The 16,520-nt window shown below is 71.3% G+C and carries 13 protein-coding genes; 5 read left to right on the plus strand and 8 right to left on the minus strand.

The features are described 5' to 3' along the window. Positions 1–165: 165 nt before the first annotated feature. Positions 166–1,608, plus strand: a complete 1,443-nt coding sequence (locus A3IC_RS54235; RefSeq protein ID WP_020550585.1) for an MFS transporter — start codon at positions 166–168, stop codon at positions 1,606–1,608. On the opposite strand, the gene A3IC_RS0113520 is transcribed toward A3IC_RS54235, so the two are convergent. Beyond that, positions 1,595–2,125, minus strand: coding sequence for a hypothetical protein (locus tag A3IC_RS0113520; protein WP_020550586.1), 531 nt, complete (start codon positions 2,123–2,125; stop codon positions 1,595–1,597). The two genes, A3IC_RS54235 and A3IC_RS0113520, sit on opposite strands and share 14 nt — an antisense overlap. Before the next feature lie 669 nt (positions 2,126–2,794). Beyond that, a complete protein-coding gene (locus tag A3IC_RS54240) occupies positions 2,795–4,009 on the minus strand; it encodes an amidohydrolase family protein (protein ID WP_020550587.1) in 1,215 nt (404 codons plus the stop codon). 205 nt (positions 4,010–4,214) lie between these two features. Between A3IC_RS54240 and A3IC_RS54245 the strand changes: the two genes are divergently transcribed. Both A3IC_RS54245 and nfi read left to right on the plus strand, forming a co-directional pair. Beyond that, positions 4,215–5,222, plus strand: coding sequence for an acetamidase/formamidase family protein (locus A3IC_RS54245; protein WP_020550588.1), 1,008 nt, complete (start codon positions 4,215–4,217; stop codon positions 5,220–5,222). A 107-nt stretch (positions 5,223–5,329) separates the two neighbouring features. Then, on the plus strand, positions 5,330–6,097 hold the full coding sequence (gene nfi, locus A3IC_RS0113535; RefSeq protein ID WP_020550589.1) for a deoxyribonuclease V: 768 nt from the start codon (positions 5,330–5,332) through the stop codon (positions 6,095–6,097). A 234-nt stretch (positions 6,098–6,331) separates the two neighbouring features. On the opposite strand, the gene A3IC_RS0113540 is transcribed toward nfi, so the two are convergent. The 3 genes from A3IC_RS0113540 to A3IC_RS0113550 form a co-directional block, all read right to left on the minus strand. Beyond that, on the minus strand, positions 6,332–8,896 hold the full coding sequence (locus A3IC_RS0113540) for an ABC transporter permease (RefSeq protein WP_020550590.1): 2,565 nt from the start codon (positions 8,894–8,896) through the stop codon (positions 6,332–6,334). Between the two features lie 22 nt (positions 8,897–8,918). Next, positions 8,919–9,677, minus strand: a complete 759-nt coding sequence (locus tag A3IC_RS0113545) for an ABC transporter ATP-binding protein (RefSeq protein ID WP_026218223.1) — start codon at positions 9,675–9,677, stop codon at positions 8,919–8,921. A gap of 332 nt (positions 9,678–10,009) precedes the next feature. After that, positions 10,010–11,002 carry a helix-turn-helix transcriptional regulator gene (locus tag A3IC_RS0113550; protein ID WP_020550592.1) on the minus strand — a complete coding sequence of 331 codons (993 nt, stop codon included), beginning with the start codon at positions 11,000–11,002 and terminating at the stop codon, positions 10,010–10,012. Positions 11,003–11,065: 63 nt separating this feature from the next. On the opposite strand from A3IC_RS0113550, the gene A3IC_RS0113555 reads away from it, so the two are divergent. Continuing rightward, complete coding sequence (locus tag A3IC_RS0113555; RefSeq protein ID WP_020550593.1) at positions 11,066–11,563, plus strand: pyridoxamine 5'-phosphate oxidase family protein; 498 nt, start codon at positions 11,066–11,068, stop codon at positions 11,561–11,563. A 109-nt stretch (positions 11,564–11,672) separates the two neighbouring features. Here the strand turns inward: A3IC_RS0113555 and A3IC_RS0113560 are convergent, their stop codons facing one another. Together A3IC_RS0113560 and A3IC_RS0113565 are read right to left on the minus strand one after the other, a co-directional pair. Next, the gene (locus A3IC_RS0113560; protein ID WP_020550594.1) at positions 11,673–13,343 is read right to left on the minus strand and encodes an ABC-F family ATP-binding cassette domain-containing protein; all 1,671 of its coding nucleotides are present in this window, start codon (positions 13,341–13,343) and stop codon (positions 11,673–11,675) included. Between the two features lie 232 nt (positions 13,344–13,575). Next, positions 13,576–14,376: a YoaK family protein gene (locus A3IC_RS0113565; RefSeq protein WP_079026442.1), complete on the minus strand. Its 801-nt coding sequence runs from the start codon at positions 14,374–14,376 to the stop codon at positions 13,576–13,578. 311 nt (positions 14,377–14,687) lie between these two features. Between A3IC_RS0113565 and A3IC_RS54250 the strand changes: the two genes are divergently transcribed. Beyond that, positions 14,688–15,956, plus strand: a complete 1,269-nt coding sequence (locus tag A3IC_RS54250) for a polysaccharide deacetylase family protein (protein WP_020550596.1) — start codon at positions 14,688–14,690, stop codon at positions 15,954–15,956. 45 nt (positions 15,957–16,001) lie between these two features. On the opposite strand, the gene soxR is transcribed toward A3IC_RS54250, so the two are convergent. Continuing rightward, positions 16,002–16,475, minus strand: a complete 474-nt coding sequence (soxR, locus tag A3IC_RS0113575) for a redox-sensitive transcriptional activator SoxR (RefSeq protein WP_020550597.1) — start codon at positions 16,473–16,475, stop codon at positions 16,002–16,004. Positions 16,476–16,520: the final 45 nt, after the last annotated feature.

Consider the following 16,520-nt stretch of genomic DNA (forward strand, 5'->3'; position numbering starts at 1 on the left):
CTCGGGAGGCGGCGGCCGTGCGCTCGGGAGGCCGCGGTCACCGAATCCACACTGCTCGGACTGCTTTAGTGAAAGAGCTTCACAAACAACTTAGGGCAGCCTAATCTTCTGATCCATCGGCGGTCTTCCGACTGCCCTCGATCCGCCTCCGGGCGAAGGAGCACCATGCGCACACCACCCGAGAGGGTCCTGCTCGGCCTGTCCTGCCTGGCCGTGTTCATCGTGATCCTGGACGCCACGATCGTGGCCGTCGCACTCCCCGACATCCGGGACGACCTGGACTTCTCCGGCTCGGCGCTGCCGTGGGTGGTAAACGCGTACACGCTCGCCTTCTCCGGCTTCCTGCTGATCGGCGGTCGGTGTGCGGACTTCTTCGGCACGCGGCGGATGATGCCGGCCGGCCTCGTGTTGTTCACCCTGGCCAGCCTTGCCTGCGGCCTCGTGGACGCGCCGGGGACGCTGCTTGCGGCACGCGCCGTACAGGGTCTGGGCGGCGCGCTGCTGATGCCGACCACGCTGACGCTGCTCCAGCACACCTTCCCGGACGGGCCGCGGCGGACCAGGGCGCTGATGGTGTGGAGCATGGTCGGCGCGGTGGGCAGCGGCGCGGGCACCGTGCTCGGCGGGGTGCTCACCGATTTCCTGAACTGGCGCTGGGTGTTCCTGGTCAACGTGCCGCTGGGCGTGCTCGCGCTGCTGGTCGCGTGGCGGGTGCTGCCGGTCTCGGCGCGGGCCGGGCGGCGCGGGCGGATCGACGTGGTCGGTGCGCTGCTCGCGACCGGCGGGTTGACCCTGGCGGTCTACGGGACGATGGAGTCGGTGCCGAAGGGCTGGACCGCGCCGGCGGTCTGGGGCTCGGTCGCCGGCGGTCTCACGCTGTTCGCTGTCTTCCTGGTCCACCAGGGGCGTTGGGCCCGGGAGCCGCTGGTCCCGTTGGACATCTTCCGGGCCCGCTCGGTGTCCGGCGCCAATGTCGTGATGTTCCTGATGGGCCTCGGCTTCTTCGCCAGCCCGGTGCTGCTGTCGCTCTACCTCCAAGGCGTGCACGCGTACTCGCCGCTCGAGGCGGGGCTGGCCTTCCTGCCGATCGCCGGCACGCTGATGATCGGCGCACGTGGAGCCGGCGCGCTGATGGCCGGGCACGGCACCCGGCGGATCACCGTCGGCGGGGCGGCGATCGCCGCAGTGGGCTTCCTGTGGCTGGCCCTGGGGCTGGGCGAACACGGTTCCTACGTGCCGTCGGTGGGCCTGCCGGGCGCGCTGTTCGGACTCGGTATCGGGGCCTGCTTCACGCCGATCGCGCAATCGGCCACGGCCGGCGTGCCGCGCGAGCGTGCCGGACTCGCCTCGGGTCTGCTCAACACCACCCGGCAGGTGAGTGGCGCGGTCGGGCTCGCCGTACTCAGCACGATCGCGGCCGAGGCCACCGGGTCGCGGCCGACACCGGCGCATCTCGCCCATGGGTATGCGGTCGCCTTCGCCGTGGCGGCGGGTTGCGCGGGCGCCGCGGCGTTGGCGGCGGCGTTGGCGATGGTGCGCGACCACCCGCGGACGTCCACCCCCGAGCCGGTGCGCACGCCGGTCCGAACCGGCGTCAAGCCGCGGTGACCAGCGGTTTCCGAGAACCGTCGGCCGGAGCACTCTCGGCCGGAGTGTGCTCGGCCGGTGCGGCGGCGCGGTCCACCCGGACCGCACAGCCCTCCACGCGCAGCGCGTCGACCAGGACGTCGTGCCGCCGGCTGCGCCTACGGGCCGGGTCGGCGTCGGCGGCCGGGAGCAGCACGGCCACCCGCTGCTCGGGCAGTCCGCGGACGAAGGTCGCCAGTGCCTCGACGAGCCGATCGCGCTCGTCGTGGACCACGCTCAGCGGCGCATCCACGCCGGACGCATCCCACGCGGCCACCAGCGCGTCCCGCGCGGCCTGTTCGCCGGCCCGCGTGACGTGCACGGCGATCGCCCGACCGGCCATCGTCCGGGCGGCGGACAGCGCGGCGATGGCGGCGGCGTCCATCCGGACGATCGGCACCACGACGGCCTGTGGACCGCCCTCGACCCGGCGCGCGTCGGCCCGGTGGATCGAGGCGGTGCGGCGGATTCCGGTGACCCGACGAATTGCGGCGAACATGGCGGCCTCCTTTCGACCGCCTCCAAGCCTCACTCCGAACCAGGCCGCACGGCCGACCTGTTGACGCGCTCTTGGCGTTCGAGGCACCGATCCGAGCGCATCCCTTACCCCGACTACGGGAAGAAGGGGGCGCCTCGCTGCGTCCGGCGTCCCGCACGTGGGGCGCCGGACGCGGGGCGGACGTGTGCGCTGTTGCGAGCAACGGGCGGCGGGCGGCGGGCGGCGGGCGGTGTGGCGGTGTGGCGGACCGCGTTGGCTTGGTTCCGAATCCGGGACTGCGCCCGAATCCGCGTCGGCCTTCACCGGGCCGGGGCTGCTTGCCGAGTGGGCGAGTACACGGGTGTACCGGGGCCGGCCGGGTTTGCGAGCGCGTGTGGGCCGGGCTTGATGAGCGACCGCGTAGCGGACGGCAACCCATCGCGGAGCGAGTGGCGGACCGCGGCTGCGGAGCGGACGTGCATCAGGCACCCCTGCTGGGCCGTCATATGCATGGGCCGGGCCGGTGGGGCGTCGGCGGAGGTGGCTTCGCTTGGGCCGGCCGCCGATTCCGGGGCGGGCGGCCCGTCCGCTTCGCGGCCGTTCGGGTCGGGGCGACGGGCGTTCGGCTGGTGCGGGAGGTCGGGGTGTACGCGAAGCCGTGCGGGTCTTCCCCGACCCGGTCGGCTGAGCCTATGCGGCAGCAGGAACGCGGCCTCGGCTCACCTGCGCGTCCTGGGCAAGGGATGTGCTCCGGTCGATGGGGGCAAGCCGGCCGCTGCGGGCGACCACGCGGCCGCCGCGGAGCACGATGCGGTCCTGTGGGCGGGTTTGCAGTGCCTCCGCGAGGGATCCTGCGCGGACCGCGAACAGGTCGGCTGCGGCGCCCGGTTCGAGGCCACCGGGATCCAGGCCCAATACGTTTCGGGCGTGCCCGGCCACCGCGGCCCAGGCCTGGGCGGCGGGCAGTCCGGTGGCGGCGGCCGTGGCCAGTGGGTCGGCCAGGCCCATCGGATGCCCCGCGGTGCGCAGGTGGTCACCGCCGGCGGCGACGGTGACGCCCGCCGCGACGAGTTCGCGGATCGGCAGTCCGCAACCACGCTCCGAGGGCAACGCCACGACCCGCATGCCGGAGGCGGCGATCGTCTCGCCGACCCGCCCGAGTGCGGACGGTGCGAGCCGGTTCAGGCCGGCCAGATGACTGGCCGTCACCGGCCGGTCGAAGCCCGACGCGCGCAACAGCCGGGCCAGGTCGCCGACCGCGAGCAGCCGCGGGTCGAAGCCGTCGTCCAGATGCAGGTCCAACGCCACCTCGGCCCGGTCGGCGAGCCGCAACAGCCGTCGGATCTCCTGCCGACAGTCCGACGCGAACCTCGGCCGCCCACCGATCACCCGCGCGCCCGCACTCACCGCGTCCACGATGGTGCGGTCACTCGTCCCCGGCACCGGGACCGCGACGATCTGCAGGTCGAGCACACGATCGAACTCGGCGCGCAGTTCGGCCATCACCTCGACCGCGCGCAGCGGCGTACGGCCCGCGCCGATGTCCAGGTGCGTTCGCACAGCGGTCACCCCGTGCCCGGCCAGCGTGCGCAACGCCGCACGCGAGCGCCGCCGCAGGTCGCCGGGATGGTAGGGCGCGGGCCGGACCAGCCAGGATCGCCACGCGCCGTCGCGTCCGTCCGGATCCGAGCCCACCGGCTCCCAGGTCAACGCGCGATCGAGGTGTACGTGCGGCTCGGCAGGTGCCGGCAGCAGCAGGTAGCCGGTCAGGTCCAGGCCGGCGCAGGTCTCTCGGCACAGCCGACCCGGCTCGCGCAGCATGCTGATCCGACCGTTGCGCAGCACCACGTCGCGCGCACGTCCATCCGGCAGCGTGGCGCCGAACAAGGTGATCCTGTCGTTCATCGCTACCCCCTGGGACTCGAATCCGCGCGTGTCGGGGCCGGCCGTCGCGGTCCTGGTACCGCATCGCCGCCTCGCCNCGCCCCACTGTGGCCGGGCGCTGTTGCGCGGGCGTTTCGGCGTCGTTACGGACCACCCTTCGCGGGTGAAACGGCTACGTAACGCGACCGACGCCGACCGGCAACGGCGCACCCGTACAACCGTCCCCATGACCATCACCGAGGCGCCCCCCGTCGCCGTACCGGGCCCCAGGCGGCGCCGGCAGCACCTGCCGTCCCGGCCCGGCACCGTTTTGTGGGGTTGGCTGCCCGGAGCCCGGGACCGTCCCGTGCTGCTCGCCGACTCGGGCGAGACGCTGACCGTGGACACGGTGTCGCACGAGGGCCTGCTCGGCGAACAGGGCCGGGACCCGGTGGCCTTCTTCGGCCGGCACCACATCCCGGCCGACCGCGTGCCGGCGGACCACCGCGAGTTGGCCGCGTCCGACGTCGCGCACGACCCGGTCGTGGACGGCCCCCATGTGATCACCGGCCCGATCGCGGTGGCCGGCGCGCGGCCGGGTGACGTACTCGCGGTGCACCTGCTCGACCTGGCCCCGCGGACCTCCTACGGCGTGCTGACCGAGCGGCACGGCCGGGGTCGCGGCACCCCGCCGGTCACCGTGTGCCCGATCCGGGACGGCTTCGCCCGGGTCCCCACCGCGGCCGGTGACCTGCGGCTGCGGCTGCGGCCGAGCCTGGCGGTACTCGGGGTGGCGACCCCCGACGGCCTGCGCCGCCTGTCCACCCGGGTGGGTTCGCACGGCGGCAACCTCGACCTGCCGATCCTGGGCGCCGGCACCACCCTCCACCTGCCGGTGCAGACCGCCGGCGCCCTGCTCCACCTCGGAGGCCCGCGCCTGGCGCACGGCCACGGCGCGGCGCTGGAGGGACCGCTACGGGTCACCCTGCGCGTCGAGGTCATTCCGTACGAGGTGGTCCGCATACGATTCGGCAACCCCCGCCGCCCGTTCGCGACCACGGCGGACGCGCTGATCCCGCTGGGCATCGCCGCCGACCCGGCCCTCGCGCTGCGCCAGTGCGCCGCCCAGGGCGAGGAACTGCTGGTCGCCGGACACGGCCTGACCCGCGATCAGGCCCGCACCTACCTGGGCGCCACCGCCGTATTCGGCACCGGCCGCACCGGCGCCCACGCCCGGGTGCCCCTGCCGGGATGACGAGGCGGCCCGTCCCGGCCGCCGCCCGGTCGTCGGGCGGGTCACCCGGGCGGCGCCGATCGCCGATATCGAGCGGTGGCGCGGAACGCCCGGGGTAGCGTTTCGGGATGAGCACCTCTTCCGCGACCGGCGCGGCCGACACGACGGGCGCGGCCGAGGCGATCGAGGCAACCGCCGCAACCGCCTCAGCCGCGCCCTGGCCTCGGACCACTGCCGAGGCGTTGGCCGTGCAGGATCGGTTGCGCCCGTCGGTGGACACCGTTGGGCCCGGGCCGGGGCCGACGGATGTGCGATTCGTGGCCGGGTTGGATGTGGCCTACGCCGAGGACTCCGACGAACTGGCCGCGGCCGTGGTGGTGTTGGACGCTCGCACGCACGCCGTGGTGGAGCGGTCCGTCGTGCATGGCGTGGCGACCTTTCCGTACGTGCCCGGCCTGTTCGCCTTCCGTGAGGTACCGGCGCTGTTGGCCGCGCTCGAACAGCTCGACACCACGCCGGACCTGCTCGTCTGTGACGGTCAGGGCCTGGCCCATCCGCGCCGGTTCGGGCTGGCCTGCCACCTCGGCGTGCTGACCGGGCTGCCGGCCGTCGGGGTCGGGAAGACGTCCTTCGTCGGCGTGTACGAGACGCCGGGGGAGAAGCGGGGTGAGGCGGCCGACCTCGTGTACGAAGGTGACGTGGTCGGGCGCGCGCTGCGTACCCGCGATGCGATCAAGCCGGTGTTCGTGTCGATCGGCCACGGCGTCGATCTGGACACGGCCTGTGCGCACGTGCTTGCCCTCACCTCGCGCTACCGCCTCCCGGAAACCACCCGCCAGGCCGACCAGACCTGCCGTCAGGCCCTGAAGACCCACCGGGAAACCAATCGGCCGTAGCCACCGAGCCCCACCGGGAAGCCGAATCGGCCGTAGCCCACCCGACTCGCGCCGCCGGACTCCCGTCGCCCGACCCGCCCCCTGTCCGGGCGGACTCCGCAGCCCGTCTCTCCAGCGCGCGAAAGAGCCCCCGAACCACCTGCGCAAGGCGGTTCGGGGGCTCTTCGGTCACCGGCTCCCCAAGGGGGGAGGATGGAGAGCCGGCTGCTTCAAGGGTGGATCACCCGGTGCGGATCAGTCCGTCGCGATCGCTCGCAGGACGTTCATCCGCGCCGCCCGGAAGGCCGGCATCACGGCGGCCAGCAGGCCGACCACCGCCGCGGCGATCACGATCCCGATCACGGTGCCCCACGGGATCTCCAGGACGTCCAGGCCCTGCTTGGCCAGCAGACGCTGAGCCCCGATGCCCCACGCCATGCCGAGCGCGAGCCCGACCAGGGCGCCGAACACCGCGATGACCATGGACTCCAGGCGGATCATCCGGCGGATCTGCCGGCGCGAGGCGCCGATCGCCCGCATCAGGCCGATCTCCCTGGTGCGCTCGACCACCGACAGCGCCAGCGTGTTGATCACACCCAGGATCGAGATGATGATCGCCAGGCCGAGCAGGCCGTAGATCAGGTAGAGGAACGTGTCGATCTGCTTGCCGATCAGTTCCTTGTAGTCGCTCTGGTCGCGGGCCTGGACCTGCGGGAAGGGATCGAGCGACGACTTGAGCGCGGCGCCGACCTTCTTCGCGTCCTGACCATTGGCCGCGTTGATACTCACGCTCTGGTACTGCACGTTGGGGACGAACTTCTTCATGATCGTGTTCGGGATCACGAGCGTTTCGCCCACACCGATGACATCGTCGGACTTCTTGCGGATCGCGCCGACCTCGACCGTGGTCTTCTGCAGGTTCGGGAAGGCGATCTCGATCTTGCCGCCGATGCCGAGGTGGTGATCCTTGGCGAAGTCCTCGCCGATGGCCGCCTTGCCCGCCGCGATGGCCGCGTCGCCGCTGCCCTGGAGGTAGGTGGTCTTGATCGTGCCGTCCATGCCCGGGTCCGAGCCGAGGATGAAGTCCTTCTTGGACTTGCCGTCCGCGGTGATCGTCGCGTTGCTCAGGGTCGTGGCAACGACGTCGCCGACGCCGGGTGTCTTGCGCACCGCCTGGACGATGGGCTCGGGGAAGGTCCCGGTCAGCGACTGGACGGTGTAGTCGGCACCCAGGGACTTGTCGATCTGCTTGTCGAACGAGGCCGACATCGACGAGGCCGCGACCGCCATGCCGCTGACCAGGGCGACGCCGATCATGATCGCCGACGCGGTGGCACCGGTACGGCGCGGGTTGCGCAGCGCGTTCTCCCGGCTGAGCCGGCCCATCGAGCCGAACAGCTTCGGGTACCAGGAGGCCAGGGCCGGGACCACCGTGCGGGCCAGGAGCGGCGCCAACACGATGAAGCCGAGCAGTGTGAACAGCACGCCCAGACCGAGGAATCCGCCGCCCTGTCCGCCGTTCTCCGCGGTGGCCCCCGCGACCAGCGCGAGCGCCCCCAGGCCGAACAGCACCGCGCCGATGATCGAGCGGGTCTTGATCGACTTCTGCGGCGGCGCACCGGCCTCGCGCAGGGCCGCCATCGGGGCGACCTTGCCGGCGCGGCGGGCCGGCACGTACGCGGCGATGACGGTGACGATCACACCGACCAGGTAGGCCACGATCGGGGTGGAGGTCTTGATCACCAGGGACGTGCCCTTGAGGTTGATCCCGACCGCGCTGATCAGTGCCTTGAGTCCGACGGCCAGGCCGAGGCCGGCCAGCAGGCCGAGCGTCGAGCCGACCACGCCCAGCAGGACCGCCTCGAGCAGCACCGAGCGGTTCACGTCCGCCCGGCTCGCGCCGATCGCCCGCATCAGGCCCAACTCACGGGTGCGCTGGGCGACCAGCATCGAGAAGGTGTTGAAGATCAGGAAGATGCCGACCAGCACGGCGACACCGGCGAAGCCGAGCATCGCGTACTTCATCACGTTCAGGAAGCCGCTCAGCTGGTCGTTGGCGTCCTTGGCGGACTCCGCGGCCGTCTGGACCTCGAGGTTCTTCGGGTCGTTGAGCAGCTGCTGTACGCGCTGCTTGAGTTCCTTGTCGCCGACCCCGTCCGCGGCGGTCACCGACACCGAGGTGACCAGGTTCGGGTCGCCGAGCAGTCGCTGCGAGGCGCTCGCGTTGTCGAACGAGAGCAGGGCCGCGCCGGGGTTGGTGGTGGTGAAGGTCACGATGCCGCTGACCTTGACCGGGAACTCGCCGTTCGGCGCGATCACCCGCAGCTCGTCACCGATCTTGACGTGCTTCTTCTTCGCCGTGTCCGAGTCGATCATCACCTCGGCCGGGCCCTTGGGCGCGGCACCACTGGTGATCTTGACCGGGGTGCGGTCGGTCTCGAACCAGTTCGTGGCGATCGTCGGCGCGCCCGAGGACGGGCCGACCGACTTGTTGTGCTTGTCGACCACGGTCAGCGACTCGAGGTTGACGTTGCCGTGCGCCTCCTTGACGCCGTCCACCTTGGCGATCTTTTCGATCAGCGATCGCTGGAGGGTGGGCGTCTCGCCGGTGACCGCGAGGTCGTTCTTGTCGAACTCGGACTTGGGCTTGACCGAGACGTCCGACGCGGTGGACTTGAACAGGTCGTCGAACGTCTTGGTGATCGTGTCGGTGAATACCAGGGTGCCGGAGACGAACGCGACCGACAGCAGCACTGCCAGGGCGGACAGCACCATTCGCCCCTTGTGGGCGAGGAAGCTGCGGAACGTGGCTTTCAACATGGTGGGGGACTCTCCGCCTGTTTCAGCTGGTCCGGGCGCCGTCGAAGCGCTTCATGCGCTCCAGCACGGCGTCGGACGTGGGACGCAGCATTTCGTCGACGATTCGACCGTCTGCCAGGAACAGGACCCGGTCCGCGTAGGACGCCGCGTTCGGGTCGTGGGTGACCATCACGATGGTCTGACCGAGCTCGTTGACACTGCGCCGCAGGAAGGCCAGCACCTCGGCGCCGGAGCGCGAGTCGAGGTTGCCGGTCGGCTCGTCACCGAAGATGATCTCGGGCCGGCTGGCCAGCGCGCGGGCGCACGCGACGCGCTGCTGCTGACCACCGGAGAGCTCGCTCGGGCGGTGCTTGAGCCGGTCGCGCAGGCCGACGGTCTCGATCACGGTGTCCAGCCACGCCTTGTCCGGCTTGCGGCCCGCGATGTCCATCGGCAGCGTGATGTTCTCCAGCGCGGTCAGCGTGGGGAGCAGGTTGAACGCCTGGAAGATGAAACCGATGTTGTCGCGACGAAGCTTGGTGAGCGCCTTGTCCTTGAGACCGGTGATCTCGGTGTCGCCGATCCAACTCTTGCCGCTGCTCACCGAGTCGAGGCCGGCGAGGCAGTGCATCAGGGTCGACTTGCCGGAGCCGGAGGGGCCCATGATCGCGGTGAACTGACCACGACCGATCTGGACGTCCACGCTGTCGAGAGCGACGACTCGGGTCTCGCCTTCGCCGTACGCCTTGGTGAGCTGCTGCGCGCGGGCGGCGATCGTGCCCCTGGAGTCCGCGTCGGTCATGGCAGCCGTGGCCGTGGTCACGAGTCTGTCCCCCAGTCGAGGTGGTGATGGTTGCGCTCCGCGTTTTGCAGTGCACAGGTTCACCGTAGGGGTGATGAGGGGTTGGCGAATCCTCTCGAAGGACAGATCCGGTCGTCCTACGCAGGGAGGACCCCGGGTACGCCGAACGACCCTTCCCCCTAGGGGAGCCCCGTACCGGTGAGGTATGTCTCGTAGCGGAGTCGACGACTCGTCACGCTCCGTACACCTCGCCCGTACCAACGATCCGTATCCGCCCCCGGGTTCCCGAAATGTCGCGGCCGGTGTCGGCGCGCCCCGAGAGGAGGGTGCCGTCAGCCTTGCGAGGGATCTTCCGTGGGCCGGTGGTTGGCCATGATCGCCGCGCCGACTTCGGCCATGGCGCGGCGCAGGCTCGGCGGGGACACGGCCTCCACATGCGCGCCCAGCGCGGTCAGTTGGTCCACCGCGATTTCCTCGGACTCGGTGTGCAGTCGCAGCTCACGCCAACCGGCCGGGTCCGGTGGTCCGGCCGAGGCGAGCGCGTCCGCGGCGACCACCGGGCCGAAGACGCGGGGCAGTTGGCGCAAGCCGTACGGTGAGACCCGGATCACGCAGGCCGACCGCATCAGCGAGCGGGCGAAGTCGTCGTTGTTGTGGGCCCACCACGCGCCTAGGTCGAAGCCGTCGGGACGCTCGCAGCGCTCGGGTCGGGTGCTTGCGGCCACCACCCGGGCCACCCGGTAGCTGCGGATGTCGGTGCGGTGGCGGGCGACCAGATACCAGACGCCCGCCTTGAGGACCAGGCCGAGCGGGTCCAGTCGGCGGGCCACCTCGCGGTCGCGGCGCGCGTAGCGCAGGTCGAGTCGGCGACCGGTCCACGCCGCACTCGCGATCTCGGTCAGGCACGGGACGTCCTCGTCGTGCTGGAACCAGCCCGGCGCGTCCAGGTGGAAGCGCTGCCGGACCCGACCCGCGCGGGTACGCAGGTCGGCGGGCAACGTGGCCATCACCTTGGTCTGCGCCGCGACGAGCACGGTGGCCAGGCCCAGCGCGTCGGCGGCGTGCGGCGCGCCGGACAGGAACAGCGCGGCCGCCTCGTCTCCGGTGAGCCCGTCCAGCCTGGTCCGCCAGCCCTCGACCAGCCGGATCCCGCCGTGCGGCCCGGTCTCGGTCCACAGCGGTACGCCGGATGCCTGGAGCGCGGCGACGTCGCGGTAGACGGTACGGACCGACACCTCCAACTCGGTGGCCAGCTCGGCGGCGGTCGCCCCGCCGGGTCGGTTCTGCAGGTGGAGCAGCAGCGCCACCAGTCGGCCGGATCGCATGACACGAAACTAGCTCGGAATCCTTGCCAACTGTTGTCAGGGATGACGGCGCAGGATTCGGATATGACGAGTTGGGCGGAGTTCGAGAAGGTCGAGCCGCAGTTCGCGGCGACGGTGCGTGAGCGCTTCGGGATGTACAAGCACCACGTGCTGGGCACGGTCCGGCGGGACGGGGCGCCTCGGCTGAGCGGGCTGGAGGCGGATTTTCGGTTCGAGCAGATGTGGCTCGGCATGATGCCGGGTTCGATGAAGGCGCGGGATCTGCTGCGCGACCCACGATTCTCGATCTTCGCGAACCCGGGGGAGGGCGCCGAGATGACGCACGGCGACGTGCGGGTGAGCGGGCGGGCGATCGAGGTCGTCGACGACGCGGTCAAGGGTCGGTATGCGGCCGAGACGATGGCGCCGGAGCCGTTCCATCTGTTTCGGGTGGAGTTGGACGAGGTGAGTCGGATCGGGGTCGAGGGGGAGGAGATCGTGATTCGGGTCTGGCGGCCGGGTGGCCCCGTGCGCACGATTCGGCGGGGGAACGACTCCGCCCCTGCGCGCGAGGAGGGCTGAGGCCGAGGGTGGCCTGAAGCCGGGCAGGCCGGTCGGCCTCGAGCGCCGGCCGGACCGAAGTGGGTACGGCGGGCGCTCGAGGCTCGGTTGGGGTTGGGGCGGTCAGGGCTCAGGTCGGGTCGACGGGGGTTGCGGTGGGTTCGTCCTCGGGGGGTGTGCCGGGGGGATTGAGGCCGTGGCCTCGGTGGAGGGTGAGTTCTCGGGTGATGGCGATGTTGGTGAGGAAGGGGCGGTCGTGACTCGCCACCAGGAGGGCTCCTCGGTAGGCGTTGAGGGCCTGTTCGAGTTGGTGGACCGAGGCCAGGTCCAGGTTGTTGGTGGGCTCGTCGAGGATCAGTAGGTGCGGCGGCGGGTCGGCGGACAGGAGCGCGGCCAGGACCGCGCGGAAACGCTCGCCGCCGGAGAGGGTGCCCACCCGTTGTTCGGGGCGGTTGCCCTTGAAGAGGAAGCGGGCGAGTCGGCCGCGCAGTTCCGCGTCCGTCGCCGAAGGCGCGAAGCGGCGCACGTTGGCCAGGACGCTCGCGTCCTCGTCCAGTACGTCCAGCCGCTGGGGCAGATGGCGCACGCCCTCGACGCCGATTCGCACGGTGCCCTCGGCCGGTTGTTCCGCACCGGTGAGCAGCCGAAGCAGCGAGGTCTTGCCCGAGCCGTTGTCTCCGATCAGCGCGATGCGTTCGGGGCCGCGGACGATCAGATCCAGGCCGTTCGGCCCGTACAGCCCATCCGCGGTGTTCAGGCCCTCGGCCACGAGCACCGTGCGCCCGGCGGGCACCTCGGTCTCGGGCAACTCGATCCGGATCTCCTTGTCCTCGCGGACCGCGTCCTTGGCCTCGGACAACCGCGTGCGGGCGTCGTCGAGCCGGCCCTCGTGGGTGCCCTTGAGCTTGCCCGCGGAGACCTCGGCGGCCCGTTTGAGGTTGCCCGCGACGATCTTGGGCAGGCCGCCCTCCAACTGGGCCTTGCGGCCGGTTCGGACCCGGCGGGCCAGTCGTACCTGGGCCTCGGCCAGTTCCCGCTTCTGCTTGCGCAGGTCGGTCTGTGCGGTGCGGACCAGCCGCTCGGCGGTCGCGCGCTCCTGCTCCAGGACCTCCAGATACGCGCTGAGATTTCCGCCGTAGGCGCGGGCCCGGTCCGGGAGCAATTCGACGATCCGGTCCACCAGGTCGAGCAGGACCCGGTCGTGGCTGACCACCAGGAGCACGCCCGGATACCCCTGCACCGCGTCGTACAGCCGCTCGCGCGCGGACGCGTCGAGGTTGTTGGTCGGCTCGTCCAGGAGCAGTACGTCGGGACGACGCAGCAGCAGCGCGGCGAGTCCGAGCAGTACCGACTCGCCACCGGACAGGGTGCCGACCGTGCGGTCGAGATCGACGTGCGGCAGCCCGAGTCGGTCCAGTTGGGCCCGGGCGCGTTCCTCGACGTCCCAGTCGTCGCCGACCGCGTCGAAGTGCCGTACATCCGCGTCGCCGCCCTCGATCGCCAACAGCGCGGCGCGCGTTCGGGCGATGCCCAGTACGTCGTCGACGCGACGGGCCGCGTCGAGCGGGAGGTGCTGCGGCAGGTAGCCGAGGTCGCTGCCGACGGTGATCGACCCGGAGGTGGGTCGCAGGATGCCGGCGATCAGCTTGAGCAGGGTCGACTTGCCCGCGCCGTTGACCCCGACCAGGCCGGTTCGGCCGTTGCCGATGGCCAGGTCCAGGCCGGTGCAGACCGGGGTGCCGTCGGGCCAGGCGAAGGACAGGTCGGAACAAACGATCGCGGGTGCGGTCGGAAAAGACATGGGGTGGCTCCCGGAGACGCGTGGTGAACGGATCGCGTGGGACACCGCGCGGCGGGATCGGGAGGGGGCCGGACATGAAGAAGTCGTCCGGGACGGCCACACCGAGGTCGAGAACGCGACCGCGAGCACACAGGGCTCGAGCGGCGCGATGTCCGGACCTCAGATGCGCAACGGACCATCCAGACGGACGACAATGTGACCGCTACAGGCTAACCCCCGGTTGCCGCGGATCTCAAACGGTTTTTTCGTCCGGCGGCGCGCCCCGCTGTGGATCGGCGTCCGCGCGGGCGTCGGGGGCAGCCTCGTCCCGGACTTCGGCCCAGCCGGCCGGGCGATCCAGGCGATACGCGAACGCGGCCGTGCCGACCAGCAGTACGAGCGGCACGGCGAAGGCGATCAGGACGTGTACGTGCAGCACCAGCGTCGCGCCGGAGAACGCGCCGAGCGCCATCGCGCACGCGGAGAGCAGCCGGCGGCCCGCGCGCGAGCCGGGCCCGCCGAACCGGCGGATGTCCGCGGCGAGTCCGGTGAGCGTCTGGGACAACACCGTGGTGGTCAGGTCCGGTACGGCCAACCGCCGGGCCACCGCGTTCTGGAGTCCCATGGCCAGGCCGAGGAGCACGATCAGCGGGTACCGCTCGCGGGTGGCCGGCCCGCTCACCACCGCGGCCACCACCAGGGCCGCCGCGACGAGCACGGCCTGGAGGGCGCAGCCGATCGCGAGCAGGCGCAGCCGCCGGTTACCGAACGCGGCGCCGAGTCGGCCTCCGGCGGCGGCGCCGACCAGGAACGCGGCCAGGGCGGCCATCGAGGCGGCCACGGACAGACCCGGGGTGCCGGCCAGGGCGAAGCCGGTGAAGACCACGTTGCCGGTCATGTTCGCGACGAACACGCGGCCCAGTTCGAGGTAGCTCAGGGCGTCCACCAGGCCGGTCACCACGGTGAGCACGATCAGGAGCGGCGGGAGCGGGCCGTGCGGGTCCTCGCGGGGTGGCAGGAGGGTGTTCTTCGCGTCCCGAAGCGTTTCGTGCATCGAGGCTCCCATCGGATCGGCCGTGCTGTGGTCGGCCTCGAACGCCGGCCGGGTTGCTTGGCCTCGAGGACCGACCCGGCTATCCATAGCCCGTTCGGTGCGCGCGGACACCTCGGTCGGTTGGTGAGCACGGTTGCGCGGCCGCCGAGTGGGTGTATCGGTTCATCCCATGTGGTGATCATGCTCCTGCGCGCGGCTCGGCGTGTTCCCAACCGTGGCAACGGGCGTTCTAGCCTGCTGCTGATTCCCTACATTTCCGAGCATTTGGGGCATTCGTGCGAGCATCCCGTGGCACGGCCGTAATCGCTCTGGTGGTGGCGGTGGTTGCTGCCATCGGCTTCGTCGTCTTCGCCGGTGGGCACGACGACGGCCCGAAGCGGAAGGCCGCGGCGCCGACTCGGGGAGCCCAGGGAGCCCAGGAAGTGCCCGCCCAAAAGCCGGTCACCCTGATCGGCGACGGTTCCACGTCGGACACCGGGGAGCAGCCGGGCCGGGTCAAGCCGGAGAAGCTCGCGCCGGGCCGGGTCGTGCCGCAGTTCGTGGTGTTCTCCTGGGACGGGGCCGCTGAGGACGAAAAGCATTTGTTCTCCCGCTTTCGCCAGGTGGCCAAGGAGAGCAACGCCAAGATGACGCTGTTCCTGTCCGGGGTGTACGTGCTGCCGGAGGCCGCGCGGGCCAGGTATCGACCGCCGCACAAGCCGATCGGTGCCTCGGACATCGGCTACCTCGACGACGCCCACCTGCGGATGACGCTGGAACAGATCGGCGCCGCGTGGAACGAGGGCCACGAGATCGGCACGCACTTCAACGGCCACTTCTGCGGGCGGACCGGCGGCGGTTCGTGGTCGGCCGACGACTGGCGCAGCGAGGTCGAGCAGGCCAGGGCGCTCGTCAAGACCTGGCGGACCAACACCGGCTGGGCCGACCTGCCGGCGCTTCCGTTCGACTACGACAAGGAACTGATCGGCGGCCGGGCGCCGTGCCTGGAGGGCCAGAAGGCGCTGCTCGAAGCCGCGCCGTCGATGGGCTTTCGCTATGACGCGAGTTCGTCCGGTGGGCGCCAGGTGTGGCCGGACAAGGTGAACGGGACGTGGGACCTGCCGTTGCAGCAAATCCCGCTGCCGGGACGCAGGTTCGAAGTCCTGTCGATGGACTACAACGTGATGTTCAACCAGTCGCGCACGGTCAAGGGCGACCCGGCCAAGTTTCAGGCGTGGGAGGACCAGGCGTACGCGAGCTACATGGCCGGCTTCGACCGCGCGTACACCGGGAACCGGGCGCCGCTCATGATCGGCAACCACTTCGAGGGATGGAACGGCGGCATCTACATGAAGGCCGTCGAGCGCACCATGCGGACCGTGTGTGTGCGACCGGAGACCAAGTGTGTGAGCTTCCACGACCTGGTGGACTGGCTCGACGTACAGGACCCGGCGGTGCTTGCGAAGTTGCGGACGTACGACATCGGCGCGACGCCGGACTGGTCGACACTCTCGGCTTCCCCCGAGCCTCCCGCGCTCCTCGCGCCCGCGATTTCGACGGTGGCTTCCGGCGGGGCCGCGGTCGTGCGGGACCGCTACTGACCCGGGCCGGCGGCCGGATCTCCGGCGGCGTCGGCCGTGTGCGGGTCAGCCGTGTGTGCGGCGGTCTTCACGGAGGAGTTCGGGGAGGGTTACGGCGCCGGAGCCGTAGCGGCCGGCCACGTCGTCGGGGTTGGAGATGCGGCAGCGCTTCATCGACAGGCAGCCGCAGCCGATGCACTGCTCCAGACCGTCCCGCAGCCGTACCAGCGCCTCGATCTCCTCCTCCAGCCGCCCGCGCCAGGCCCGACTGATCTTCGCCCAGTCGGCCGGCGTGGGCGTTCGGCCCTCCGGAAGCTTGCCGAGCGCCTCCTTGATCTCCTCCAGGGAGAGGCCGATGTTCTGCGCCGCGCGGATGAACGCCAATCGGCGCAGGATGTGCCGCTCGTAGCGGCGCTGCCCACCCGACGTGCGGCTCGCGCTGATCAACCCCTCCGCCTCGTAGTAGCGCAGGGCGGATGCCGCGAATCCGCTGCGCGCGGTCATCTGGCCGACCGTCAACAAGTCCGTCCCGGTGAGCACGCCGCCTCCTGAAGTCCGGTCGATTGCGGTTTCGTCCGCTTGACC

The organism is Embleya scabrispora DSM 41855, from assembly GCF_000372745.1.
GTDB lineage: Bacteria > Actinomycetota > Actinomycetes > Streptomycetales > Streptomycetaceae > Embleya > Embleya scabrispora.

What these genes read in the sequence shown, in the direction of transcription:
- A3IC_RS54245 (WP_020550588.1), top strand. Translation starts at nt 4,215, where the DNA reads ATGACCATCACCGAGGCGCCCCCCGTCGCCGTACCGGGCCCCAGGCGG.
- A3IC_RS0113520 (WP_020550586.1), bottom strand. Translation starts at nt 2,125, where the DNA reads ATGTTCGCCGCAATTCGTCGGGTCACCGGAATCCGCCGCACCGCCTCG.
- A3IC_RS0113550 (WP_020550592.1), bottom strand. Translation starts at nt 11,002, where the DNA reads ATGCGATCCGGCCGACTGGTGGCGCTGCTGCTCCACCTGCAGAACCGA.
- A3IC_RS0113545 (WP_026218223.1), bottom strand. Translation starts at nt 9,677, where the DNA reads ATGACCGACGCGGACTCCAGGGGCACGATCGCCGCCCGCGCGCAGCAG.
- A3IC_RS54235 (WP_020550585.1), top strand. Translation starts at nt 166, where the DNA reads ATGCGCACACCACCCGAGAGGGTCCTGCTCGGCCTGTCCTGCCTGGCC.
- A3IC_RS54240 (WP_020550587.1), bottom strand. Translation starts at nt 4,009, where the DNA reads ATGAACGACAGGATCACCTTGTTCGGCGCCACGCTGCCGGATGGACGT.
- A3IC_RS0113565 (WP_079026442.1), bottom strand. Translation starts at nt 14,376, where the DNA reads ATGCACGAAACGCTTCGGGACGCGAAGAACACCCTCCTGCCACCCCGC.
- nfi (WP_020550589.1), top strand. Translation starts at nt 5,330, where the DNA reads ATGAGCACCTCTTCCGCGACCGGCGCGGCCGACACGACGGGCGCGGCC.
- A3IC_RS0113540 (WP_020550590.1), bottom strand. Translation starts at nt 8,896, where the DNA reads ATGTTGAAAGCCACGTTCCGCAGCTTCCTCGCCCACAAGGGGCGAATG.
- A3IC_RS0113560 (WP_020550594.1), bottom strand. Translation starts at nt 13,343, where the DNA reads ATGTCTTTTCCGACCGCACCCGCGATCGTTTGTTCCGACCTGTCCTTC.
- A3IC_RS0113555 (WP_020550593.1), top strand. Translation starts at nt 11,066, where the DNA reads ATGACGAGTTGGGCGGAGTTCGAGAAGGTCGAGCCGCAGTTCGCGGCG.